Here is a 24559-nt window from a genome sequence, read left to right as displayed (position 1 = left end):
GCAGACTCTTAGAATGAGGTTCGATAGTGAGGTATCGAGAGTGCGGAGCTCCGCCGCGCTGGACTCGATACGGGGGCTTGGTGACTAGAGAACCGGGCGCTGTGACATGCACTCGGAGGAAGAAGGAACTCTTGCCAATGTGGTTTAGGGTGGTGTGTTTGACCGTGTTGCTGGCGTTTGCAGCCGTAAGGTTCGCGCACGCCGCCGAGGCCGCGCCGGCCAAAGATCCCGCAGACGGAGCTCAGGCGGGGGAAGCTGCAGAAAAAGCAAAGCCTGGCGACGCCGAGGCTGCCACGGATGCAAATGCCAAACCTCAAGAGGGTGCTGCGGCCGCTGAAGCGGAGGCCCAGCCGGTTCCGTTAAAAGGCGATATCCTGCACATGAAGAACGGGAAGGTGATTTCCGGGTTTCAGGTGCTTCGCGAAACGGCGAGTTCATACGTACTTGAGGTAGTCTCTGGAGACGACATAACGCTTGAGGTCCCGCGACGTCAGGTGACGTCCGTCGACTACGACGACATAGACCCGAATGCTCCGAAACCGGCTGCGGACGAGAACTCAGGAGAGCGGGAGCTTGTGTCGATCTCAGGTCAGAAGGTCACGCCAGAACTGCAGGAAAAACTGTCCGCGGATATTTCGACCCCACCGCTCAGCTTTGCTGATGCCGATCTTGTCGATATTCTGAACGATGTCTCTAAACGAGTGGATGGGGTCTTGTCGGTTGATCAATCGGTTGTCGCCCTACCGCCCGCGGACCGCAAGTGGACGGTAGACGTGAAGCCCCAAACGACGTTGATTCAATTCCTGCGCGATGACCTTATAGCGAAATTTCCTGCGCTCGAATTGGTTCTGCTGACGGACAAGACCGTTATCGCCACCAAGGAAGGCGCGGAGAAGCTTCGGTCCGAGAATAAACCGCCCGCGGAAGAAGCGAAGCCTGCCGAGGGCGCTCCGAAAGAAGCACCTGCACCAGCAGTCCCGGCACCTGCACCAGCGGCACCTGCACCAGCGGCACCTGCACCAGCGGCACCTGCACCAGCGGCACCTGCACCAGCGGCACCGCCCGCCGGCGCATAGAGCGGACTCTTAGATGCGGATCGGCAACAATATTGAGGACTATGTCCTTAGCAAAGAACCCCCAACTCGGTCCGCCCGCTTGTTGCTGGAAAGCGCGCGTCGCATGCGTATCTCGACGCACGCCATTCAGGAAGTCATCAAGCCTTACGCCGTTCACATTCAACGGTTGCCGGTGCCGATTCTCGGCGCTGTAGTGAACATCATTAGCGGAATCGTATTGCACAACCGCGCGCGTGGCCCCTACAAAGGCGGAATTCGCCTCGCCAAGGACGTAGACCTGTGGGAAACCACAGAACTGGCGCGTCTAATGACGTTGAAGACGGCCTTGGCCGATATCGAACTCGGCGGCGGCAAATCGGGGATCAGCGTCGACCTGCGGGCGCTCTACAACGATATGAAGAAGGCCAAGCGTTTTCGAGGCGCCTACCGGGAATTCGAACGCATTGCCAAGACCGACATCATGACCGAGTTTGCGCGGCACTTTGGACCGTTGTTTGCCAGTCACGAATACGTGCCCGCCCCGGACATGGGGTCGGGCGGTCCTGAGATGGTGTGTATCTATAACGAGACGTATGACCCCGCCTCCGTGACAGGCAAGCCCGATGGCATCGAGGGATGGTTGCCAGGGCGTGCGGAATCCACCGGTTACGGCGTGTACTATGCGGTTCTGAAGGATCTTGAGAAGCGTGGTATCTCACCCGCACAGACCACCATCACTATCCAGGGTTTTGGCAAAGTGGGTTCGCACGCGGCGCGTTTCCTCTACGATGCTGGCGCGCGTATCGTTGCCGTAACGGATATGACTGCGGGTGTGCATGCGCCGCAGGGCCTGGATATCCCTGCGTTGATCGCACACTGCAACCGGGTAGGGCACGTGGACGGCTTTCGCGCGAAATCCATCAGCAATGCAGCCCTGTTTGCATTGAAATGTGACTATCTGATTCCCGCTGCAACCGGCCACGTTATCCATGCAGACAATGCCGCGAGCGTCAAGGCTAAGGCCGTCGTCGAAGCGGCCAACATGCCAGTGACCTATGAAGCGATGAAGTCGCTCGAAGAGCGGGGCATCACCGTAATTCCCGATACCTATGCAAACGCGGGTGGCGTGATCGCATCCAACCTCGAATTCCGGCAAGCACTTGGCGGCCCCAAGTTCAACCGCGACGCCGTCCTCGCGCATATTCGCGATCGTTTTGACGCCATGTTGGCCGCGATGGAACCCTTCGTGAAGCGAGGCCGCTCCATGTCCGAGGCCAGCACCGACGTCGCACTCCAGCGCGTGTACGAAACCATGGTGCAGCGGAACCTGGTTTGACGCTCCTTTTCCTGCTGGACATCCATCAGCGCGCCCTCTAAGATGGGGTGGGGTATCTGCCGTCTTTTGAAATCGCTGTCCAGGGGTATTGAACGGGAGTAACGCATATGCGCGTTGCCGTATTCAGCACAAGTACTCACGATGAGGCCCCTTTTTCGGAAGCCAATAGCAGATATGGCCACGCTCTGACCTTCCTGCGATCGCCGCTCAACTCCGAGACCGCACCGATCGCGAAGGGATTTCCATGTGTCTGCGTTTCCGCGGGAGACGAAGCTGATGCGCGCGTCATACAAACGCTTGTGTCCGGCGGCACACGGCTCCTGGCGCTTCGTACTCCCGAAGTTAGCCGCGTCGATCTGGAGGCGGCGTGGGGAGGCGGTATCGTGGTGGTGCGGACACCGGGGTATTCGCCACATTCTATCGCGGAGCACACCCTCGCCCTCGTTTTAGCGTTGAGCCGCCGAATTCCGCGCGCGTGTGAGCGCGTGAAGGATGGCAATCCCTCGCAAGAGGGACTCGTAGGGTTTGACCTCAACGAGAAGACGGTCGGAATCATTGGGACCGGCTCCATCGGAAGGGCCGTCGCGCGCATGTTTGAGGGGTTCGGCTGCAATGTTCTTGGCTGTGACCTCATTCCTAATCTGCTGTTCGAGGCCCATGGCGCCTATGTCGCGTTTGACGAGTTGCTTGCCCAGTCCGATATCGTAACGTTGCATTGTCCGTTGACCGCCGACACCCGTCACATGATCGGGCGCAAAGCCATCAAGGAGATGAAGGACGGCGTGATGCTCGTTAACACGTCTCATGGCGCGTTGCTCAGTCCGACGGCGATTCTGGAGGGGCTCAAGAGTGGCCGGATCGGCTATTTGGGCTTGGACCTGTATGAAGAGGAAGATGAGTTTCACGGGGTGGAACGAGCGACAGCAACGACGTTTCAGGACGTGATGCCGAAGTTGATGTCCTTTTCAAACGTGATCGTCACGAGCCATCAAGGGTATCTTTCGCAAGCGTCTTTGGCGTATTTGGCCGCGGCAACACTGGAGAACATTACCGAGTTTGAGCGGACGGGACGTTGTCACAATGCGGTGATGCGTGCCATTTCCGACTATTCTCCTCGGTTGCACGCGGCAGGCTAGACGTAGTCTGTGACGAAGGTGCGAAGGTGTCGACGACGGGATGAAGTGACCTCCCCAACAGTTGCGAGCCGGGTGAATTAAGGCGCGACCATACAGTCCCTTGGGCCTGTGCTGTTAGCGAGCTCCATTTCTTGACACGCCTATCCCCGTATGCTATCATGCCTGCCGCTTGCTGAGCGGGAGTAACTCAGTGGTAGAGTGCAACCTTGCCAAGGTTGACGTCGCGGGTTCAAATCCCGTCTCCCGCTCCATTTTTATTTTCGTCGACGAGGGGGTAACACCCCAAGTCAGCGGTAGTGGGCCGCTAGCTCAGATGGTAGAGCAGGTGACTCTTAATCACAAGGTCGTGGGTTCGATTCCCTCGCGGCCCACCAGTTCTTGTTTCATTTCCGGTTTGCGCTCAAGCAGCCTTTCCGGCGATCCTATGCGGAGCCAATCCTTGTCAGCAGACTCTCTGGGCGAGTGGCGGAATTGGCAGACGCGCTGGACTTAGGATCCAGTATCGCAAGATGTGCGGGTTCAACTCCCGCCTCGCCCACCAACTGTGAAGTGAAATGTGAGACATGGCCGACCAAGAAAAAGATGCAGCGACCGTGACAGAAGAGAAGCCCGTTGCCACCGACGCCGAGGCGGGAGACGAAGAGTTTAAGTTCGTCGAGGATCCCACCTTTGATGTCGAGTACAAAGGCGAGTGTGCCTATGAGGTCAAGGTTGTCGTCCCTGCCGCGAATCGTCAGAAGCAGGCCGACACCCTGTTCGACGAACTCAAACACGACGCCGAAGTGCCGGGTTTCCGCCGGGGACGCGCCCCGCGCAAGCTCATCGAGCGGAAGTTCTCGAAGGCCGTCCGGTCCGAAGTCGAACAGAAGCTGGTCTCCGCGGCGTTTCGGAAGCTTCTGACCGACAAGTCCCTCAAGCCCATCGGCGCGCCAGATATCGAGGGGATCGAGGAAAGCCAGGGCAAAGATGATGTACCTCTTTCCTTCACGCTGAAGTTTGAAGTTACGCCGAAGATTGAATTGGGCAAGTATCGTGGTATCGCGGTTGAGCGCCCCGTTGTCACCGTCAAGGACAGTGATTGCGAAGAGGCCGTCAACGAATTGCGCGAAAGATACGCGACGTTCGAGACCCTTGCCGAGGGCGTTGCCGCAGACGGCGACCAGTTAATCATCTCGTTTGAGGGGCAGATTGACGGGGAGCCCTTCCAGGGCGGCAAGGCCACGGATTACCCGTACATTCTGGGCACGAAGCGCTTCTTCCCCGAATTTGAGAAAGCCCTTCTGGGGAGTTCCGCAGGGGATGAGTTGAAGTGCGACGTAACCTTCCCGGAAGAAACGCCCAGCGAGAAGCTTCGCGGCAAGACCGCGAATTTCACCATCAACGTGAGCGAGGTCAAGCGCAAGGTTCTTCCCGAATTGAGCGACGATTTTGCCAAGCTGTCGGGATATGAGAACGTTGACGACCTGCGGACGAAGGTTGCGGAACGGCTGAATACCAATTCGAAGCAGATGAGCGAGTCCATCGCTCGCCGCCGCGCTCTGGAAGAAGTCGTGAAGAACAGCACCTACGAGATTCCGAAGTCGCTCATCGAAGCCGTAGCCCACGAGCATTTCGAGCGCGAAGTCCGGCACTTGATGTCGCACCGCGTACACGCGGATGCCATCATGTCGCGTACCGAAGAACTCATGAAAGAAGCTCGCGAGTCGGCCATCACGGAAATCAAGCAGATGGTCGCGCTCAATGAAGTAGGCGAGGCCGAGGGCATCGAAGTCACCGACGAAGATTTCGAGAAGGAAGCCGAGGCGCTTGCCACGCAGTGGGGCATGGATACGGATACCGTGAGCCACTATCTTGCATCCGAAAATGATCGGCGCAGCATGTACGAGTCGCGCATCTACCGCAATAAGGCCCTGAACGTTATCATGGAGCATGCGGTCGTTACCGACAAGGAAGTACCGGCCGACGCTCTTGACGAAGAACAGGAACATGATCACCACCATGACCATGAACACTAGTCCGGGTATCCGGCTTGTGAATCCGTTGGACGTACAAGCCGTAACGATTTACGAGCAGACGAGCCGCGGAGAACGTCCTTACGACATCTACTCGCGACTCCTTGCCGATCGAATCATATTCCTGGGGATGCCCATAGACGATTACGTGGCGAACTACATCATCGCCCAGTTGCTTTTCCTCGAAGCCGAAGACCCCGACAAAGACGTCCAGCTCTACATCAACTCTCCGGGGGGCAGTGTGACCGCGGGGCTGGCGATTTATGACACCATGCAGTACATAAAGCCCGACATTTCAACGATTTGTCTTGGGCAGGCCGCCAGCATGGCCGCCGTACTCATGAGTGCCGGTGAAAAAGGCAAGCGATTCGCATTGCCCTATTCGCGCTTCCTGCTTCATCAACCTATGGGTGGAATCCACGGACAAGCATCCGACATTGACATCCAGGCCCGCGAAATCATGCGCATAGGTGAGATGATTGACGAGATCCTTGTCCGGCACACGGGGCAGACCTCTGAAGCCATTCGACGCGACAGCGACCGTGATTTCTTCATGGGCGCCGATGAGGCCAAAGCCTACGGTCTGATCGACGAAGTGCTGAAGCGCTAGGTCCTTGTTCGCGGGAACCCTCGCGTGAAATAGAGGATCGATTGGGTGTGTTACCTGATTCTGTATGAGCAATTCCGGAAAGGAGTTGCGCAAATGCCTATCTTGAAGGCACAATAGGGACGATAGCCGACGGTAGGCGAGGGAAGCCGTGAAGAAAACTGTTGACAAATTCGCCCTTAACTGCTATAAGACATCTATGTCTGGCAGGTTGTAAGGGAGGTTCGTATGGCTCCTCATCGCACCCGGGGTGATGTGCACACGTGTTCGTTCTGTGGCAAGCGCCACGATGAAGTTAGCAAGCTCATAGCAGGGCCAGACGTAAATATATGCGACGAGTGCGTCAGTCTTTGCGCCGATATAGTCGCAGAAGATCGCGCCCGTAAAGGGGTTACGCGAAGTCTCCGCGTACCGAAGCCCGCCGAAATCAAGGCTTTCCTCGACCAGTACGCAGTCGGTCAAGAACAGGCCAAGCGAATTCTCTCCGTAGCCGTTCACAATCATTACAAGCGCATCGCTTCAGGCGGCGAAATCGACGGCGTAGAAATCCAGAAGTCCAATGTATTGCTTATAGGGCCTTCTGGTTGCGGTAAAACCCTTCTGGCCCAGTCACTTGCGAAGTTGTTGGATGTGCCGTTTGCCGTAGTCGACGCCACCACCCTCACCGAGGCGGGTTACGTCGGAGACGACGTTGAGAATATCATCCTTAAGCTTCTCCAGGCGGCTGAGTTTGATCAAGGGCGCGCCGAGTCCGGCATCGTTTACATTGACGAAATCGACAAGATCGCCCGCAAGAGCGACAGTCCGTCGATCACGCGCGATGTCTCCGGTGAGGGTGTACAGCAAGCCTTACTTAAGATCCTTGAAGGCACGGTTGCCAATGTGCCGCCGCAAGGCGGACGTAAGCACCCGCAGCAGGAGTGCATTCAAGTCGACACGACCAATATCCTGTTCATCTGCGGCGGGGCCTTCAATGGTCTTGAACGTATCATCGAGAAACGCACGCGCAAGACCGTGATTGGCTTCAACGCTGAGATTCAGTCGAAAAAGGATCGCAGCGTCGGCGAGATTCTCGAGATGGTTGAGCCGGAAGACCTCATCAAGTTCGGCATGATTCCCGAATTCTCAGGTCGTCTGCCGATCACGGCAACGCTACACGAGCTCAACAAGGAAGACTTGATTCGCATCCTGGTCGAGCCGAAGAATGCGATCATTCGCCAGTATCAGAAACTGTTCGAATTGGAGAACGTCAAGCTTTCGTTCAAGGATGAGGCCATCGAAGCGGTCGCTGACAGTGCTCTTGAGAAGGAAACGGGCGCGCGCGGTCTGCGCAGCATCCTGGAAGAAGTGATGCTCGACGTTATGTTTGACATTCCCTCGCGCAAGGATGTGCGAGAATGCGTTATTACTGCAGGCGTCATCCGGCACAAGGAAGATCCCCTGCTCGTCTACGAACATGAGGAATTCAAGGCAGTGGGCGAGCAAGGCCGCACCGCCTCGGCGTAGGGCCCGCGAAGGCCTCACGCAAGACTAGTCGATATCGCCCTCAAGTTTCGGCGCAAGAGGGTCTGTTTCGCGGCCGGAAGGGAGTCTTCCCTTCCGGTCTTTTTGGTTATCGCGCGATCGCGGGGAATGGTCCCCGAAGAAGGGTAAAAGACGTTGAAAGACAAGGAATCCGAGACCCATAAGTTGCCACTGCTTCCTTTGAAGGATGTGGTGGTCTTTCCGCGCATGGTCGTGCCGCTGCTCGTGGGTAGGAAGTCCTCGATTGTCGCTGTGGAAGAGTGTTTGACGGGTGGCTCCCCGTTGTTTCTGTGTACGCAGCGGGATCCCGCGATCGACTCGCCGGGGTTCAAAGACCTGTACTCCGCAGGGGTGGCGGCGAGTATCCTTCAGACGCTACGCATGCCCGATGGCACCATCAAGGTGGTCGTGGAGGGATTGGGCCGAGGCCGGCTCCTGCGCACGCGTAATCGCGGGGACTTGTGCGAGGCCACGGTGGAACGGGTACCGGAATCCGTCATTGAAGGGCCGCACGTGGAGGCTCTGATGCGCACGTCGCTCGGTCAATTCGAGACGTACGTCAAGCAGAGCGGCCGGGTCGCGCCGGAAGTTGTCGCGTCGTTGCGAGGCATTACCGACGCAAACGCGTTATCCGACCTCATCAGCGCCTACTTGCCGCTTCGCGTAGAAGAACGGCAGGGCCTTCTCGACGTATTCGATGTGATGGAACGTCTCGAGAAACTGTCCTCGCTTCTTATGCGCGAGGGGGAGATGCTGGAAATCGAGCAGCGCGTTCGCGAGCGCATCCGCGAACAAATGGACCGTAGCCAGCGCGAGTACTACCTGCACGAGCAGCTTAAAGCCATCCACCAGGAACTCGGCCGCGGCGAAGGCGGTGGCGACGAGCCGAGCGAAGTTCGTGAGTTGATTGAGAACGCGAAGATGCCGGAGGAAGTCCGCGAAAAAGCGCTTCGCGAACTCACGCGATTCGAGCGCATGCCTGCAATGAGCCCGGAGGCCGGGATTATCCGCACCTATATCGAGTGGCTGACGGATATGCCGTGGCAAAAGCGCACGCGCGATTCGCTGGATTTGAAGTCCGCGCGCCGCGTGCTTGACGAAGATCACTTTGGACTGGTCAAGGTTAAAGAGCGCATCCTTGAGTTTCTGGCGGTCCGTAAACTGAGCAAGAGTACCAAAGGTCCTATCCTATGCTTGGTTGGGCCTCCCGGTGTCGGAAAGACTTCGCTGGGGAAATCCGTAGCGCGGGCGATGGGCCGAAAGTTCATTCGAGTATCTCTTGGCGGTGTGCGTGACGAGGCGGAAATCCGCGGTCATCGCAGGACATACATTGGCGCGTTGCCGGGCCGTATCGTGCAAAGCCTGAAACGTGTGGGCGTGAAAAATCCGGTGTTCATGCTGGACGAGATTGACAAGATGAGCATGGATTTTCGCGGCGATCCCTCTTCGGCTCTATTGGAAGTGCTCGATCCCGAGCAGAACACATCGTTCAGCGACCACTACCTTGAAGTGGATTTCGATCTCAGCGAGGTCTTCTTCATCACGACGGCGAACAGCGAATACGAGATACCTGGACCGCTGCATGACCGTATGGAGGTAGTCCGGTTGTCGGGATACACCTCATTCGAGAAGGAGCGGATTGCGCGCCTGTTTCTCGTGCCGAAGCAGATGAAAGAGACCGGATTGACGGAGCGCGAAGTGCACTTCTCCGATGGCGCCTTGAAGACCGTCATTCAGCGGTATACGCGCGAGGCGGGAGTCCGCGAGCTCGAGCGCCAAGTGGCTAATCTCTGCCGAAAGGTCGCGCATCAGGTTGTTACCAAGCGGCGGACACGTCGCACCGTCATATCCGACACAAAGGTTGTCGAACTGCTTGGACCCGAGATGTACAGCGACATCCGGACCGATAAGGTTCCCATGCCGGGTGTGGCCGTGGGCCTTGCCTGGACGTGGGCGGGCGGCGACATTCTGAATATCGAAACGAGCACGATGAAGGGCAAGGGTACGCTCATGCTCACGGGACAATTGGGCGACGTGATGAAGGAATCCGCTCAAGCTGCCTACACGTACCTGCGTGCCCATGCGAAAGAGCTGGAGATTCCGCCGCTCTTCTTTCGAAACCTTGACCTGCATCTTCACGTTCCGGAAGGCGCCATCCCCAAGGACGGACCCTCCGCAGGCGTCGCGTTGGCCGTTTCGATGGTTTCCGCGCTGCGAGCGACTCCGCCCGCGCCGATGCTCGCCATGACCGGCGAGATCACATTGCGTGGGCTTGTGTTGCCCGTGGGTGGGATAAAGGAGAAGGTACTGGCCGCGCACCGGGCGGGCATACGGACCATTGTTCTGCCCAAGGAGAATGAAAAGGATCTCAAGGACATTCCCAAGGAAATCCTTGCGGATATCAAGATCATTCTGGTGACGGATGTCGGAGAGGCGTTCGCGGTGGCATTCGGAAAACCCGACGGATCGCGTAAGCGTGCTCGCAAGCCTGCAGGAAGGAAACGGGCCTCCGCGAAATGAGAATCAAGTCCGCCGACTTTCTCAAGAGCGCGATTCTGCCGGACCAGTTCCCGCGCGACGGCCGCCCGGAGATTGCCTTCGCAGGTCGGTCCAACGCGGGCAAGTCGACGCTGCTGAATGTCCTCCTGAACAAGAAGAACCTCGCCAAGACGAGCAAACGGCCCGGCAAGACGCAGATGATCAATTTCTTCGATGTGAACGGCAGCGTCTATTTTGTGGATCTGCCGGGCTACGGTTTCGCGAAAGTCTCGAAGGCGCTCCGCGAAGAGTGGGGGCGGGCCATAACCGACTACCTGGCCACGCGTAACACGCTCCGAATTGTTGCGCACCTAATAGACGTGAGGCATAAACCCTCGCACAACGACCACGAACTACTTGATCTGTTGGAAGAAGCCAAGGTGCCGACAGTGCTCGTGGCCACCAAAGTGGACAAAGTGGGGGCGGCTGAGCGGATGCGTTATCTTGAGGCGATGGCCGAGGAACTGGGCATAGATGAGGTGGATTCGATCATTCCGTTTTCGGCGGTGTCGAAAGAAGGACTGCGCGAACTCTGGAATACAATAGATGCCTGTATTACGCGAAAATAAAGACTAATGCGAAATCAAACCGATCCTATCATGTACATTGATTCGCGTGTACAATCTGTGTAGTCTTTTGCGTGGGGAAGTCGTGACCGCTACGTAGTTGCTCGAAGCTCGGTCTACTACCGTGGGAGCCGGTGATGGAGTTGTTCAAACGCATCACGGATTTAATGACGCCGCCTCCGTCTAAGCCAGCCGAATTTGTAAAGACGTCGCCACCGCGTCCAGCCAATCCGCTCGTTGAGGATCAGGGTTTGACTACAGCTCCGTTGGGTGAGCAAGTCAAGAAGTTGGTTGCCTTGCAGTCGGTGGACGACCCGCAAGTGCCCGAAATCCTGGAAGAGATCAAGAAGATCGCAGTGTCCGGCGGTTTGTATGTCACCGCTTCCAAGATTCGAATTCAACTCGATTCCATGCCTCGTGTCGATCCCGCCAAGGGGACCATCAATTGGAAGGATCGTGGCTACGTTTTCGCGGCCGATCTTATCTATCAGCACATTTTGCGCGAGCTTCGCGCCATGGAAGCCGAGCAGCACGCAATTGGTCCCAACATTTTTGCGGGATACTTTAATGAACTGGTGGCGTGTCTTCTTCAAGGCAAGAATGTACGTCGCGCCATCGAGCTACCGGTCATCATTATCGAATCGGTGATTGAGAGTGCCTTCTACTCTCAGGAAAACCGTGCCGCGTATCTGGAAATGGCCGAGCAAGGCATTCACAGTGTGCTTACACAGGCCACGTCCAAGTACGAAGTGGACGCTCGCGAGCAGGCAAAGCGACGTACCGAATCGCGAAAGACAGAAACGCCCACACCCAGTGAAACGAGTCCCGTGCATTATTTGACGGTCGGAACGGTGACGTATGTGAAGGATCTGGAAGAGGCATTTGCGCGTTTTAGGCAGGGTTTTGGCGCGTATGCGAGGACATCGGTTCCGCGCGCGGCGCTTTCGAAGCAGCCGTTTGATGCCGTGCTTGCACAGCAGCAGTTGGAATACCTTGCCGGAGTGCTCAAAGCGGCTGAGGTTGCCGCATTTGCCAATGCGGCAGCTCTGGTCACGGAGCATATTGCGCAACTGTATCGGCCATCCAATGCCGCGGCGCATCGCGAACTTGCGATCCGCGCGGCTGAACGGTACGACGCGCTAGGCGATAAAGAACGCGCCCTGCTATTCATGAAGCTCTGCGAGCGCCGGTATACGAAGGCGGCCGATCTCTACGCGGCCGCTTCCGAGGCCGATAAGGCCAACACGGTCCGGCAGAAGATCGCAAAGCACTGAGCCGCCGCGAATCACCCAAATGTAGACTGTAGTCATGCCTCCCGCTATTTCCATCGTGATGCCCTGCTTCAATGCTCAATCCTCGTTGGAGAATGCCGTTTTCTCCATGTGCGCCCAGACTGTTGGCGATTGGGAATTGCTGCTTGTCGACGATGGCTCGACGGACGATTCGCCCCGGTTGATGTCACTGCTCGCGCGCCACGATGCGCGCATTCGTGTCATGGAACTTCCGCATGTGGGCATTGTCTCCGCGTTGCAGCGGGGAATCCGTGAAAGCACAGCCCTATACATCGCGCGTATGGATGCCGATGATGTGGCGCATCCATCGCGATTGGAGAAGCAGTTCGAACTGATGCAGTCCGACTCCGCGCTGGCGTTGTGCGGAACACAGGTTCGCGCGATTGGCGACGGCATCACGGATGGACGACAACGATACATTGACTGGCTGAATGGACTTACAAGTCACGACGAAATCGTCCGCGAGATTTTCGTTGAATGCCCAGTTGCGCATCCCACGTTCTTCATGCGGCGCGAGGCTTACCTGCGCGTTGGCGGGTATCGCGACTGCGCGTGGCCGGAGGACTATGACCTGATTATGCGTCTATGGCTCGATGGTGGCCGGTTCGCGAACGTCGATGACATCCTGCTGGACTGGCACGACACTCCCGACCGCCTGTCCATGACCGACCCGAGGTACAACGAAGGGGCATTCCGCGCGCTGAAGAGGCATTTCCTTAGAGAGTCGGGACTTCTGGTTCCCGGACCGGACGGGGTCAGTACATCGCGGGGACGCCCGGTGCAGTTCTATCAATGGGGGGCGGGTGAGGTGGGCAAACGCTGGCTGCGAGAGTGGATTTCCGTGCGGCCTGCCGGGGTAGTGGACATCAATGAACGGAAGATCGGGGAGATCATCCACGATACACCGGTAGTGCCTCCAGATGAGTTGCCGCCGCCAGGACAAGTCTTTGTCCTGATTGCCGTGGGTACGCTGGGCGCTCGGGACTTGATCCGGGGATGGCTGTTGCCGCGTGGGTACGTGGAGGGCGTGGATTTCCTGTTTGTGGCGTGACGTTCAGGGCAAGGGGCCTCAAGCCGAATTGGACTGCCGAACCTAGGTTGCAGCCGGTTACTCCCGACGCTACTCTTGACGTGTAAACCTTTTGCCACAACCACACGTTTCTTAATCCGGAAGACATATCCGAATGGATCTGCCAACGAGGGGTGATGAAGAACTAGCCCTGGCATACAAAGCCGGGGACCCTCACGCATTTGAAGAACTGGTCCGCAGGCACCAGGGCCGGGTCTATGCGATTGCCTACCGCATTACGGGGAACCGTGAAGACGCGCTGGACGTGGCCCAGGACGCGTTTGTCAAGGCGTTTCGCAAAATCGATGCCTGGCAGCCCACCGGCGGATTCCTCCCGTGGCTGCTTCGGCTGACGGTTAACCAGTCGATTGACGCCACACGGCGCCGCAAGCGCCGGCGTCACGAAAGCCTTGACGAAAGCGGCATCGAAGCATTGGCGGTTGCCGATACCCTGACGCCCGGGATTGACACCGAACGCCGGGTACGGGCTGGGGAAATTGCCGCTCGCGTCCAAGCGGCGCTGGAGGTGTTGTCGCCGACGCAGCGGTCTGTGTTTGTGATGCGGCACTACGAGGGGCTTCAACTCGCGGAGATCGCGGAAGTCCTCGGGTGTACGGTCGGGAGCGTGAAGGTGCATTTGTTCCGGGCGCTACGGAAGATGCAGGTACAGTTGAAAGATTTCGTCAACCCCGAACCAGGCTTGAACGATAATTAGATTAGATAGTTCATGTTTTCAGAGGACTCATACCATGTTCCTGTTTCGTAAACGTCGGATTGAGGCAGCCATGGCGGCATCTATTTACGGTGACGCCTCTACTCAGGAGAAACGGCTGCTCGAAGAAGCGATGGCCCGAGACGCAGGACTGCGCCGGGAGTATGAGGCGTTGAGCGGTCTGCGCGAAGCTATTCCTGTTAATCAGCCGGAACTGAAGTTCGACCTCGCGCCTCTTGTGCGGAACCGTCTCGCTAGCTCCCCGGCGACGGCGCGCGGGCGTCGAGTGGCGCTGGCATTAGCGACGGTGGCGTGTGTCGTGGTACTGGCTGCTCTTGGATTTGTACGCTCGGACAAGCACGCGAGCCCGGTTGTGCATGTCGCTTCGACGGTTGGCGCAACAGGCTCGTCTCCATTGGGTGCGGCCATCGAAAAGGCCGATGCGCTGGTCAAACAGGGAGACCTTGCCACAGCCTATCAGTCGCTTCAAGACTGCCTCGCGGCGAATGCAGACGATGTGAAAGCCGGGGACGCCCAACTGCGGGTTGCTGACTTGGCATACGATCTCAAACGCTATCCGGAGGCCCTGGCCGCGACTACCGCGCTCATGACGCGATACCACGACTACGTCAAGCAGACCCCGGAACGGGAACGTCACGTAATCGCTCGCCGGGACCTCCTCGCGGAAGCGGAATCGGTTCAGTTTGCGTCGCTCTATGCGTTGGATACCGCGCGTAAGGATAGAACGGACCCGTTCGGAAAGCTGGAGAGCATTATCGTAGGCAACAAGGATTCGCTGGTTGCCGAGGAAGCTGCGCTCGATATGGGCAAGCTGTTGTTGGCAGAAGCAGAGTCCGGAAAGGACGCCAACGCGAAGTCTCCACGGTTGACCGCAATGACCTTGGCCCGTGATCGGTGCACCGATCCCATTGCCGTTGCCCTCCTCGAGATCAAGATCGGCGAGATATATCAGAACGATCTGCGTGATTTTTCTTCCGCCGAAGAGCACTTCAAGCGCGCCGCCGAGAACCCCGTTTATGCGAAGCGAGCAACGGCTGCCCTCATGGTCTTGGCGGAGGAGCGTAAGCGCTAGCCCGCGGTTTGTATCGGCGCAATTTGCTCACATGCAGGACATTGAGGTTATCCCATGAGGGTTTCTCACGAACACACTGTGTTTATGGGGAACTGCCTCATTCGTAGCTTACAGTGTGGTAATCGCACTGATCACGGTAGAGGTCCATGTGTGTTCGCGGAAATCCGGGCTGGGGGCTTGCGGAAATCAGGGACATCTCCGTCTCCGGTGTGCTGCGCCTGGGGCAGTCCTTGTTGTTCGGAGGTGCGGTTGTCATTGCAGGTTGGTTCGGGGTTTGATAAGATCTTGATACATAACGAGTTCATTCATTTCTGGAGCATATAACCTTGGCCGTTGAATCCGCTTTCGAAAAACAACTCTTACGCGATGGTGTGGTGGATGAGGCGCGGCTGACACGTGCCCGCCAGGAAGCTGCCGGAAAGGGCATCGCCCTGATGGACGTGCTCGTCCAAACGGGCTGCGTGACCGCCGAGGCGCTGTACCGTTCGCTCGCGCAGTTCTGCGAAATGCGCTTCGTCCAACCCTCCAAGATGGAAATACCGCCCGAGGTGGCGGCTCGCGTGCCGGCCCGATTTGCCACCCACTATCAGTTTGTTCCCATCCAGGATCGCAACGGTACGCTGGTCGTGGCCGTGTGCGATCCGCTCAATCGCCATCTGCTTGACGACATTCGTATGGTCTTGAAGCAGCGCGTTGACGCGGCAGTGACAACGCCCGAAGAGATCACGCGCACGATCAAGATGCTCTACGGCGTTGGCGCGGATACGGTCGAGAAGATTCTCAGCGATTCGGAGAGCGTCGGGTCAGTGTTGAGCCTGGACTCCGCCAGCGCCGGCGCAGACCTGGGTGATGAGAGTATAGACGCGTCGATCATCAAGTTCGTGAACGAACTTATTGCCGAGGCCATTCAGAGTGGAGCAACCGACGTTCACCTTGAGCCCTTTGAGGATCAATTGCGCTTGCGTTACCGCATCGACGGCATACTGCACGCCGTGCCGACGCCGCCCACGATTCGCGGGTTCCATTCGGCTATCGTGTCGCGCATCAAGATCATGGCGAACCTGAACATCGCCGAAAAGCGCCTGCCTCAAGACGGAAAGATCCGGGCGTCGCTTGGAGAAGACCAGTTCGACCTGCGCGTTTCTGTGTTGCCGTCCGCGCACGGCGAGACGGTTAACTTGCGTATCCTGAATCGTTCGTCAATGTTCATGACGCTGGAACAACTCGGATTCCTGGAAGAAGATCTGACGCTGTTCAACACATTTTTGACGCGTCCGCACGGCATGATCCTCGTTACGGGACCTACGGGTAGCGGCAAAACGACCACGCTTTACGGGGCGCTGAGCAAGCTCAACAAACTTGAGCACAAGATCATCACCATCGAAGACCCGATTGAATACCAGCTTAAAGGCATTACCCAAATGCAGACGCTGCCGCAGATCGGCTTCGATTTCTCGACGGCGCTGCGTTCCATGTTGCGCCATGACCCCGACATCATGCTGGTGGGGGAAATTCGCGACTTTGAAACGGCCGAAATGGCCATCCGGTCGAGTCTGACGGGGCACCTTGTGTTTAGCACGCTGCACACGAACGACGCAGCAGGTGCCGTAACGCGTCTCACCGACATGGGGGTCGAGCCGTTCCTCATCGCGAGCACCATGATTGCCTCGCTTGCGCAGCGCTTGGTGCGGCGACTGTGCCCGAAGTGCGCGGAACCTTTCACGCCCGAACCGTTGTCGCTGGCGCAAGTAGGTATGGAAGCCAGCATGGCAAAGACCGCGAAGTTCATGCGGGCAAAAGGATGCGACGCATGCCGTCACACGGGGTATCGCGGGCGAATCGCGATCTACGAGATCTTACCGTTCTCTTCTCCCATCAAGGAAATGACAATACGGCGCGAACCTTCGACACATATCAAACGCAAGGCCATGGAACTCGGCATGCGGACGCTTCGCCATTCCGGGTGCGTTCGCATTGCACAAGGTTTGACTACATTCGAAGAAGTGCTTCGCGTTACGGCCGAGTCGGATGCCTTCGACGACAACCCCGAGAGTGTCCATGCCCCAGTATCAGTATGAGGTAAAGAAAGGGCCCGGCCCGGCGACGACCGGCGTTCTTGAAGCGGAAAGCCAGCGCGCCGCGCTTGCCCGTCTGCGCGATATGGGGTATTTCCCAATCTCGATTCGCGAGTTCACGGGTGACGCGAAACAGGACGCAATCAAACGCGCCATTCTGCGAATTGGCCTCAAGGACAGAAATGTCTTCTTTCGGCAACTCGCGAATCTGATCGAGTCCGGGATGCCACTCACGCGCGCCTTATCGACCATTGCCGAACAGAATACGAATCCGAAGCTCATCGCTGTGGTGGAGCAGATTCGAGAAGACATTCAGAAGGGGAGCACGTTTGCCGAAGCGCTTGAAAGGCACCCGCGAGTCTTCCCCGCCATGCATGTGAGCCTTATACACGCAGGTGAATCGGGTGGCATGCTCGAAGAAGTGGTGTGGCGCATTGTGGCTTTCGGAGAACGCGACGAAGAACTGCGCGGGACGGCTGTTTCCGCGATGATTTATCCCATCTTCTTGTTATTTATGGGAACTGCGGCCATCTTCATCCTGGTCTCGTTCGTCTTCCCGAAGTTTGTGGGGCTGTTTGAGGATTTCGAAGTCGAATTGCCGTTGATTACCCAGTTTGTGCTTGGCTTCTGCACATTCATGTCGCACTTCTGGTGGGCGGTACTCCTCGGATTCGTGCTCATTGCAGGAGGAATCGTCTCGTATTGGCGCAGCGCGCCAGGGCGGTTGCAGATAGATAAGTTCACTTTACGCATCCCGGGAGTACGCGTCCTCGTACAAAAGTATGTGATGGCGCAGTTCGCCCGCACATTGGGCACCTTGATCGACAACGGCGTGCCCATTCTGCGATCCATTCGCATTACGAGCGATACCTTGAGCAATAAGGCCATTGCCAACGAACTGTCCATCATCGAGGAACGTGTCGCGGAAGGCGACAGCATCAGCTCGGGCCTCAAGGATACCGAGTATTTCCCGCCGATGGTGGTGAATATGTTTGCCGTCGGCGAAGAGAGCGGACGCCTTGGCGCGGTAACCAAGCGCATGGCCGACGCCTACGATCTTGAGGTTGAGCGTGCGGTCAAGGCGCTTACGGCGTTGTTTGAGCCGATTATGATCGTAATTATGGGAGGCATCATTGGTACGCTCGTGATCGCCATGCTGCTCCCGATTGTGACTCTGAGTTCTCACGTTAAGTAACAGGGAAATCCCTATTTCGGAGATATCGAACCATGAACGACAAAAGCGGTTTCACACTAATTGAGTTGCTGTTGGTGATGGTGATCATCTCCATCCTTGCGGGAGCGGTCGCCTTCAGCGTGCAGGGACGCAGCCGGCAGGCGAGCGAGACGCGAGTGAAGTCGGACCTTGGCGTGTATCAGCGCGCCATCGAAGCCTACGGTCTTGAGCACAACGACAAATACCCGAAATCCCTCGACGATCTTGCCACGCCCGATCCCAAGACGGGGATCAAGTACATCGAGAAGGTCAAGAACGACCCATGGGGAAACCCCTACGTATACAGCGTTCCGGGCAAAGCCAATAAATACGACCTGTTTTCGCGCGGCATCGATGGACAATCCGGTACCGAAGACGACCTATCGGTATGGGGCATCGAGTAGCGGGTCAATGTCAGCCAGTCGAGTCTCCTTGGTATTCCGTGTTGTGGTCAGGGCACACGAATTCTAACGGCAATGCAAAGAACAAGTCCGACAGAACAGCGGTCGTCGAGCGCGGGTTTCACGCTGATGGAACTCATCATCGTGCTGACCATTATTGCCGTGATGTCCGCGACGGTCGTGCCTGTCTATCACGGTTCCGTTTCGTTCATTCAACGCGACCGGGCAACGCGCGATTTCATCGCGCTCATGAAGTACGCGCAGGAACGCGCCATCATCGACACCGTCGAGTACCGCTTTTACATGAGCCCGGATAAAGGCGCCTACTGGATCATGCGGTACGACAAGACGGATGAGCGCGGAGAGCGCTTGTTCGCGCGCCCGGATGGCGGAGAGGGAATTGTGCGCCACCTCCCCAAGACAATCACCCTCAAGAAGCCGAAGGCCCACCTCGACCGGAAAGCAAAGGCGCAGTATATTTCGTTCTTTCCCGGTGGCGCGTGCGACGAGGCGAAGTTGGAGCTTACACTCGACCGCCGTCAGAAGGTCACCATCGATACGAAGGGCCGCCTCGGCCAGTTTGAGGTGAAGTCGTGAGCACCTCGACGCACATGGCTCGGAATACGAATCGGGGTTGGATCTTGGTCGAGACCCTTGTTGCGCTGGTCGTCCTTAGTGTGGGGATTCTCGCCGCGAACCGTGCGCTCGGAGAATCGATGTTCACGCGCGCCATGGCGCAGGATTACACGCAAGCCCGGTTCTTTATTGAGCAGGTGATGTCCGAACTGGAATTGCAGCCAATGCTTGCGGAAAACAGCACCGGACAAGGGGATTTCGGAAAGGACTATCCCCGGTTCAAATACAAGTGGGCCGTGTCCCGCGCGGATATCCCCGTTCCCAGGGTTCCTCCCGAAATACTTGTGAATTATCCGGACGGCATCGAGATGCCTGTCCCTTATGTCGGGAAGATTTCCGTTACGGTTCTCTGGACGCGACGCGATCAGACATATACCCGAACCGCGGAAACCCTGATCGGGCCAGAGCGATTGTACGTATACAAGAAGGTTCAGGAGCAAGGTGAAAAAGCGCAAGCACAGCCAGCAAAGCGCTAGCCCGGGGTTTACCCTGGCGGAGCTGCTTGTGGCAACGACCATCATCACCATCGTGATGACGGCGCTGTTCACCGCGTACAGCTCGTCCATCCGTCTGTGGCGCACCGGTGAATCCAATCTGCGGTCGTATCAAGACGCCCGCACTTCGTTGGGCATCATCCGCCGCGAGCTTCAGAACATCCTTCCAGGGGCCATTCATCTCCTCAAAGGCACGAGCGACGAACTCGAGTTTATTGCGGTCGTTCCGCCGATGGATGTTGAAGAAGGCTCGGAGCCGCGCACGATGTGGATTCGTTACCGAATTAAGAAGGGTTCCGGTAAAGCGGCCGACTCTCTGGTCCGCGAAGAACGCATCGTCGAGAGTTCTTTGCCACCCGTACCGCCCAAGGATGGAGAGATTGATCGGACAGTCCTCAAGCTCGGCACCGAACACCAATTCGAACTCGCGTCGGATGTGGATAGTTTTGCGATCCGGTATTGTTGGCTTCCCCCGAAAGACGAGATAAAACAGGAGGATCCGTCGCTGCCTCCTCGGCCTATAAAGCTCATCGTTCTCGACGAATTGAAGGAAGGCTCCGGTATGCCACAGGGCATCCGAATCGAATTGACCCTTGTGGACAAGTCCGTGTCGTCGAAAGCGAAGGGGCAGAAGACGAAGTTCACGATGATGACCGCATTCCGCGGCCCGACCAGCGAGATCGACCGAGATTCCTTCGAGCAAGAAGGAGGGTTGCTTAATGCGGGCGCGTGAACGTGGTTATGTGCTGATCACGGTGCTCTGGGCGCTTGTCGTGTTGACGGCGCTTATGGTCGGGTTTGGAAGACGAGCCATGCTCGATCAGCGCGCCGCGGCCTACTCGATTGACCACACGGAAGCCTACTACCGGGCGCGTGGGGCCATTGAGATGGGCATTGCGAAGGTGAAGAACGAGGTCTTCATGCAGCAGCTCTACAACAGCGTGGGTCTCGAATACAATCTGAACCTTCGCCTCCGGAAATCCGATCTGATGGAAGACAAAGGGGTGTACGCTCCTGAAGACCCAAGCCTATACGGTGACGATCAGGCGGGATATGAACTCGAAGACGCGGAAGCCCGCATTTCGCTTAACGCGTCACAAAAAGAAATCTTTGAGCAAATTGAAGGGCTTGGCTTCACGACAATCGAAGATATTCTGGAGCGCCAGAAATCGAAAGAGACTCCGGACAAATACAATCCATTTCTGACCGTCGAGGAAGCACGTTACTTGAAGGGCATGACCGACGAACTCTGGGAAGGATCTGAAGGCTCGAAGGGGCTGCGCGACCTGTTCACTGTGTACGGCGACGGAAGGATCAACATCAACACGGCTGCCGATGAGGTTCTCAAAGTAATTCCAGATATGAGCGACGACATTCGTAACGCCATCATCGGTTACCGCCAGGGGCCGGACGGGCTCATCGACACCGCGGACGATCGCACGTTCAGGACCATGGGAGAGTTGGCCGCGCGGCTTTCCTTAACTGGTGACCAGATTACGCCGTTCCAGAAGTATTGTAAGTTGCGGTCGCAGGTCTTTAAAATCAAGGGCTTTGCCACTGAACGGCAAGGAAAGATCCGCGCGACGGCGGAAGCGGTCGTGGAAATCAAGCAAGATGAAGTGACCTTCCTCAATTGGATGGAGGGCGGCATTGGCTCGTAAATCTTCAAATATCGCTGTTTTGCAGGTAGACGGAACCGTACTTTCCCTGTTGCGCTGCCACCGCACCACGAAGGGCATCGAGATAGTCGATCATGTCGTGGAGCGCGGCGCATGGTCTACACAGGACGGCACGTTGGAGTCCGCTCTGCGCGAATTCTCCGCAAAACATCGCCTTGCAGAGGATCACCTTTTTACGGTACTGCCCCGCCACGATATGACGGCGCGCATTCTCATGCTTCCTTCGGAGTCTCCGGAGGAAGTTGCGGGAATGGTCCGGCTGAGTGTTGAGGAATACGTGCCGTATCCCGCGCACGAGGTTGTCGTTGATCAGTGTATCCTGCAAAAGTCTCAGGATGGACAATCCCGTGTTCTGGCCGTGTTCGCGCACCGCGACGTGGTGGAATCGCATGTCGCGTTGCTCAAAGCCTGCGGCTTGGAGCCGGAAAAGATCCTCGTAAGCACGGCATGCTTGGGCGCGGCGTCGGCATCGCTTCACACGTCCGAACGTTGGGCTCTTCTGCACTTGGGCGGGTCTGGCATAGAGGTTTTGGTATTCAACGCGGGCCGCATCGAATTTGGGCGAGGTATCGCGACCAACTACGACTGGTCCGCAAGTCCGCGCGAGAATTTTGAGGCAATTGAAGAACTCTCGTCGGAACTCCGCGCTTCTCTATCGGCGTATCGCCGCGAGAGCGAAGACGGCGAGCCGGTGGAACGCGTGTACCTGTGTTCCGAGTGCGCCGATGTGGCGGCGATTGCGGAGACCTTGTCGGACACGTCGGGCTTCGAGTGCTCGCCCATTCACATCCCGAAAAGCCTCTGTTCCAAAGGCGACGAGCTGCTCACAGGCATACCACTTATTCCATTGGGTGCGGCCCTTGCGGCGCAGGACCGCGCGCCGATTGTCATCAGTCTCGTTCCGCGCTCGCTCTCGGAGGATCGCGAACGGTCGGCCTTCAAACGTAACCTGTACAACGTGGTTGGTCTGGGGTCGGCGATTCTCATTGCGTTGCTGGCACTCTACGGTCAGGCTGCGTGGCAGCGCAAGTCGTATATTCGTGAACTTCAGACTACGGCAGACCAATTGAAACCTATTGCCGATGACGTCGCGGCGAAGAAGAAGCAGCTCGCGGTATTGCAGCGCGGCCTTGACCGCACGGGCTCGGCCTTGGAACTGATGGCCGAGTTGTTTAAGCGCGCCCCCAGTACCGACCTCAACATAACAAGCATGCGCTTCATTCACGGACAAAGCATAGCCGTTAGCGGACGCGTGCAGGACATTACCGTGGTCGACCAATGGATTGACACGCTACGCGAAGCAAGCAAGACGGAGATTCCCCAATTTGCTCGCGTGCAGCCCGGCTCTCATAAGCAGGTCACGGAGGGCGACAAGCAAGTCTGGCAGTACGAGATTCTAATCCCGCTGGATGACAGTGAGGCTGTGTCCATGTCTGCCGAGGAGCCTGCCGATGAGCAGTAACACGGGAGGTTCACGGTGCTAGCCTTTATCCGAAAACTATCGCCGTCGGAGCGCAGGCTTGCCGTTTTGGCTGCCGTTCTGTTGGCTGGTGCGGTTCTGGTCGTTGGGACCATTCGCGCCATCGACAGCATTGCTGCCATGGACGAGACGATTGCGGACCTGCAGCAGGATCTTCTTTACTACAAACAGCAGACGGTACAGGCTGAAGCCGTCGACAAGGCCTATCAGGCAATTGCCACCCAGCATTCAAGCCAGTGGACCCAGGAAGAGATCCATGATCGGCTTTGGCGCGAGATTAGACGGCTCACGCAGAAGAACCTCCCTAAGCCGGGTGAAGAGGCCCCCCCGATGCAGGCCAACAACTTGCTTGTCGATATCCGCAATATGGAGAAAGGGACGTTGGACAACAGCGGGGAAGGCTATCGCAAGTATACCGTGGCTTTCCGAACCGAAGACGCGCCTATACAGAACTTGGCCCAATTCCTGGAACGCTTGCAGCAAAGTGATCAGGCGCTCCGGGTAGATAGTCTCGAAATCTCGCGACAGCCGGCGACGACCGCCGTGGGCGCCAAGTTCACGGTTACTCGTACGATTATTGGCGACGCGACCACGAGTCCGCCCGTTGTTGAAGCGCCGGCGCCGGTGAGCAAGGTGAATCTGGTACGTAATCCGAGCTTCGAGAATTGGGATTCCCAGACTTCGATGCCGACAGACTGGACCGCTGACGGCTGCACGATGATTCAGAGTCAGCAATACATGACCGAAGGACAGAGCAGCGTGCGCGTGACGGCGGAGAAGGACGGTGCCTCGTTGTACCAGATACAGAACCTGGTTGCAGGCAATACCTATGAGCTTTCCCTAGACCTGCAGGCTCAAGCGCCTGCCACGATAACTGTCGCAAACAATGACGGCGCGCCACTGGGCAAAGGCGAAACGGCGAAGGCCGACAGCGGCGTCTACACATACCGGTTCTTCATAACTGTTCCGGGCGAACCGGGAGCGACTGTCCCCATTCGGGCCCCATTCATCGTTCTTGAAGCGAAGACCAGTGTTGTGACGGTCGACAACGTGTCGCTGATGCAGACGGAGGGCAAACCGTGAAACGACTTGCGTTACCCGTCTGTGTACTGGTCTTGGTGGCCCTGTTGGCCTTGCTCGTGCTGGGCTTCATCAAGAGTCCCGTTGCCGCAGAGCGACAACGATTTGCAGTTCAGCTAGAAGAGCTGGAGCCGCCGGCCTATGTCGCTGACAACACGGAGGCCGATTCTGCCGCCTGGCGCAATGTCGTGACTTCGAGGACCGATATGTGGGCGCCGCTGGTCAAGGCCGCCGTGCAGGCGGCTCCGCCGCCGAACTTGTCCAGCATGCTGGCAGGGGTTCAGCCCAAGCGAAACAAGATGGCGGACAAGATTCAGATCATTGTTGACGGCGTCAAGGGCTGGTACGGTAAGGGGCAGCAGATTAAAGGGTGTACGATAAAGGATATAACGGATGCGGGGGTCGTGTTTTCTCTGTCACAGGCGGGGCAGGAGTACAACGTGACGATTCCGCGGCGTTAGGGACTGCCGGCGCGCGTATCTGATCTGTTGATTTTTAGAGTTTTGCGCTATACTGTAAATGGTTAACATCGGTTATTGGTCTACTTGGAGGCCGTAGCGG

The 24559-nt window shown here is 57.3% G+C and carries 22 protein-coding genes and 3 tRNA genes; all 25 read left to right on the top strand.

Annotation, left to right across the window (positions count from 1 at the left end; translation table 11 throughout):
• The first annotated feature begins 137 nt into the window (after positions 1-137).
• The 25 genes from K1Y02_08495 (at position 138) to K1Y02_08375 (ending at position 24459) form a co-directional block, all read left to right on the top strand.
• Complete coding sequence (locus K1Y02_08495) at positions 138-1076, top strand: hypothetical protein (GenBank protein ID MBX7256386.1); 939 nt, start codon at positions 138-140, stop codon at positions 1074-1076.
• Between the two features lie 13 nt (positions 1077-1089).
• Positions 1090-2391, top strand: a complete 1302-nt coding sequence (locus tag K1Y02_08490; protein MBX7256385.1) for a Glu/Leu/Phe/Val dehydrogenase — start codon at positions 1090-1092, stop codon at positions 2389-2391.
• Positions 2392-2498: 107 nt separating this feature from the next.
• On the top strand, positions 2499-3527 hold the full coding sequence (locus K1Y02_08485) for a 2-hydroxyacid dehydrogenase (GenBank protein MBX7256384.1): 1029 nt from the start codon (positions 2499-2501) through the stop codon (positions 3525-3527).
• A 176-nt stretch (positions 3528-3703) separates the two neighbouring features.
• Positions 3704-3778, top strand: a tRNA-Gly gene (locus tag K1Y02_08480).
• Between the two features lie 47 nt (positions 3779-3825).
• A tRNA-Lys gene (locus tag K1Y02_08475) sits at positions 3826-3901 on the top strand.
• Between the two features lie 82 nt (positions 3902-3983).
• Positions 3984-4068: transfer RNA gene (locus K1Y02_08470), tRNA-Leu, on the top strand.
• 22 nt (positions 4069-4090) lie between these two features.
• On the top strand, positions 4091-5542 hold the full coding sequence (tig, locus tag K1Y02_08465) for a trigger factor (GenBank protein MBX7256383.1): 1452 nt from the start codon (positions 4091-4093) through the stop codon (positions 5540-5542).
• The gene (gene clpP, locus K1Y02_08460; GenBank protein MBX7256382.1) at positions 5532-6149 is read left to right on the top strand and encodes an ATP-dependent Clp endopeptidase proteolytic subunit ClpP; all 618 of its coding nucleotides are present in this window, start codon (positions 5532-5534) and stop codon (positions 6147-6149) included. The genes tig and clpP overlap by 11 nt, the downstream gene beginning before the upstream one ends.
• A 225-nt stretch (positions 6150-6374) precedes the next feature.
• The gene (clpX, locus tag K1Y02_08455; protein ID MBX7256381.1) at positions 6375-7652 is read left to right on the top strand and encodes an ATP-dependent Clp protease ATP-binding subunit ClpX; all 1278 of its coding nucleotides are present in this window, start codon (positions 6375-6377) and stop codon (positions 7650-7652) included.
• A gap of 153 nt (positions 7653-7805) precedes the next feature.
• Positions 7806-10190, top strand: a complete 2385-nt coding sequence (lon, locus tag K1Y02_08450; GenBank protein MBX7256380.1) for an endopeptidase La — start codon at positions 7806-7808, stop codon at positions 10188-10190.
• Positions 10187-10777 (top strand): ribosome biogenesis GTP-binding protein YihA/YsxC, encoded by a 591-nt coding sequence (yihA, locus tag K1Y02_08445; GenBank protein MBX7256379.1) that lies wholly within the window; start codon positions 10187-10189, stop codon positions 10775-10777. The genes lon and yihA overlap by 4 nt, the downstream gene beginning before the upstream one ends.
• Positions 10778-10911: 134 nt before the next feature.
• Positions 10912-12048, top strand: a complete 1137-nt coding sequence (locus K1Y02_08440) for a hypothetical protein (GenBank protein MBX7256378.1) — start codon at positions 10912-10914, stop codon at positions 12046-12048.
• A 34-nt stretch (positions 12049-12082) separates the two neighbouring features.
• A complete protein-coding gene (locus K1Y02_08435; protein MBX7256377.1) occupies positions 12083-13117 on the top strand; it encodes a glycosyltransferase in 1035 nt (344 codons plus the stop codon).
• Between the two features lie 133 nt (positions 13118-13250).
• Positions 13251-13850: an RNA polymerase sigma factor gene (locus tag K1Y02_08430; GenBank protein MBX7256376.1), complete on the top strand. Its 600-nt coding sequence runs from the start codon at positions 13251-13253 to the stop codon at positions 13848-13850.
• Between the two features lie 70 nt (positions 13851-13920).
• Positions 13921-14940, top strand: coding sequence for a hypothetical protein (locus K1Y02_08425; protein ID MBX7256375.1), 1020 nt, complete (start codon positions 13921-13923; stop codon positions 14938-14940).
• 326 nt (positions 14941-15266) lie between these two features.
• Positions 15267-17018, top strand: coding sequence for a Flp pilus assembly complex ATPase component TadA (tadA, locus tag K1Y02_08420; protein ID MBX7256374.1), 1752 nt, complete (start codon positions 15267-15269; stop codon positions 17016-17018).
• Positions 16999-18210: a type II secretion system F family protein gene (locus tag K1Y02_08415; protein ID MBX7256373.1), complete on the top strand. Its 1212-nt coding sequence runs from the start codon at positions 16999-17001 to the stop codon at positions 18208-18210. The genes tadA and K1Y02_08415 overlap by 20 nt, the downstream gene beginning before the upstream one ends.
• Before the next feature lie 32 nt (positions 18211-18242).
• Positions 18243-18632: a type II secretion system major pseudopilin GspG gene (gspG, locus tag K1Y02_08410; GenBank protein MBX7256372.1), complete on the top strand. Its 390-nt coding sequence runs from the start codon at positions 18243-18245 to the stop codon at positions 18630-18632.
• Between the two features lie 72 nt (positions 18633-18704).
• Positions 18705-19226, top strand: coding sequence for a prepilin-type N-terminal cleavage/methylation domain-containing protein (locus K1Y02_08405; GenBank protein ID MBX7256371.1), 522 nt, complete (start codon positions 18705-18707; stop codon positions 19224-19226).
• On the top strand, positions 19223-19741 hold the full coding sequence (locus K1Y02_08400) for a type II secretion system GspH family protein (GenBank protein ID MBX7256370.1): 519 nt from the start codon (positions 19223-19225) through the stop codon (positions 19739-19741). Before K1Y02_08405 ends, K1Y02_08400 begins: the two co-directional genes overlap by 4 nt.
• On the top strand, positions 19707-20492 hold the full coding sequence (locus K1Y02_08395) for a prepilin-type N-terminal cleavage/methylation domain-containing protein (GenBank protein MBX7256369.1): 786 nt from the start codon (positions 19707-19709) through the stop codon (positions 20490-20492). Before K1Y02_08400 ends, K1Y02_08395 begins: the two co-directional genes overlap by 35 nt.
• Positions 20479-21420 (top strand): general secretion pathway protein GspK, encoded by a 942-nt coding sequence (locus tag K1Y02_08390; GenBank protein ID MBX7256368.1) that lies wholly within the window; start codon positions 20479-20481, stop codon positions 21418-21420. Before K1Y02_08395 ends, K1Y02_08390 begins: the two co-directional genes overlap by 14 nt.
• Positions 21410-22900: a pilus assembly protein PilM gene (gene pilM, locus K1Y02_08385; GenBank protein MBX7256367.1), complete on the top strand. Its 1491-nt coding sequence runs from the start codon at positions 21410-21412 to the stop codon at positions 22898-22900. Before K1Y02_08390 ends, pilM begins: the two co-directional genes overlap by 11 nt.
• Positions 22901-22915: 15 nt before the next feature.
• The gene (locus tag K1Y02_08380; GenBank protein ID MBX7256366.1) at positions 22916-24001 is read left to right on the top strand and encodes a hypothetical protein; all 1086 of its coding nucleotides are present in this window, start codon (positions 22916-22918) and stop codon (positions 23999-24001) included.
• Entirely contained in the window at positions 23998-24459 is a 462-nt protein-coding gene (locus tag K1Y02_08375) for a hypothetical protein (protein MBX7256365.1), read from the top strand. The genes K1Y02_08380 and K1Y02_08375 overlap by 4 nt, the downstream gene beginning before the upstream one ends.
• The last annotated feature ends 100 nt before the right edge of the window (positions 24460-24559 follow it).

Source organism: Candidatus Hydrogenedentota bacterium, from assembly GCA_019695095.1.
In the GTDB taxonomy this organism is placed as follows: Bacteria; Hydrogenedentota; Hydrogenedentia; order Hydrogenedentales; family SLHB01; genus JAIBAQ01.
This window is presented reverse-complemented; position numbering and strand designations above follow the sequence as displayed.

Coding starts and splice junctions, on each gene's coding strand:
- K1Y02_08495 (MBX7256386.1), top strand. CDS start 138: ATGTGGTTTAGGGTGGTGTGTTTGACCGTGTTGCTGGCGTTTGCAGCC.
- K1Y02_08490 (MBX7256385.1), top strand. CDS start 1,090: ATGCGGATCGGCAACAATATTGAGGACTATGTCCTTAGCAAAGAACCC.
- K1Y02_08485 (MBX7256384.1), top strand. CDS start 2,499: ATGCGCGTTGCCGTATTCAGCACAAGTACTCACGATGAGGCCCCTTTT.
- tig (MBX7256383.1), top strand. CDS start 4,091: ATGGCCGACCAAGAAAAAGATGCAGCGACCGTGACAGAAGAGAAGCCC.
- clpP (MBX7256382.1), top strand. CDS start 5,532: ATGAACACTAGTCCGGGTATCCGGCTTGTGAATCCGTTGGACGTACAA.
- clpX (MBX7256381.1), top strand. CDS start 6,375: ATGGCTCCTCATCGCACCCGGGGTGATGTGCACACGTGTTCGTTCTGT.
- yihA (MBX7256379.1), top strand. CDS start 10,187: ATGAGAATCAAGTCCGCCGACTTTCTCAAGAGCGCGATTCTGCCGGAC.
- K1Y02_08440 (MBX7256378.1), top strand. CDS start 10,912: ATGGAGTTGTTCAAACGCATCACGGATTTAATGACGCCGCCTCCGTCT.
- K1Y02_08435 (MBX7256377.1), top strand. CDS start 12,083: ATGCCTCCCGCTATTTCCATCGTGATGCCCTGCTTCAATGCTCAATCC.
- K1Y02_08430 (MBX7256376.1), top strand. CDS start 13,251: ATGGATCTGCCAACGAGGGGTGATGAAGAACTAGCCCTGGCATACAAA.
- K1Y02_08425 (MBX7256375.1), top strand. CDS start 13,921: ATGGCGGCATCTATTTACGGTGACGCCTCTACTCAGGAGAAACGGCTG.
- K1Y02_08415 (MBX7256373.1), top strand. CDS start 16,999: ATGCCCCAGTATCAGTATGAGGTAAAGAAAGGGCCCGGCCCGGCGACG.
- gspG (MBX7256372.1), top strand. CDS start 18,243: ATGAACGACAAAAGCGGTTTCACACTAATTGAGTTGCTGTTGGTGATG.
- K1Y02_08405 (MBX7256371.1), top strand. CDS start 18,705: ATGCAAAGAACAAGTCCGACAGAACAGCGGTCGTCGAGCGCGGGTTTC.
- K1Y02_08390 (MBX7256368.1), top strand. CDS start 20,479: ATGCGGGCGCGTGAACGTGGTTATGTGCTGATCACGGTGCTCTGGGCG.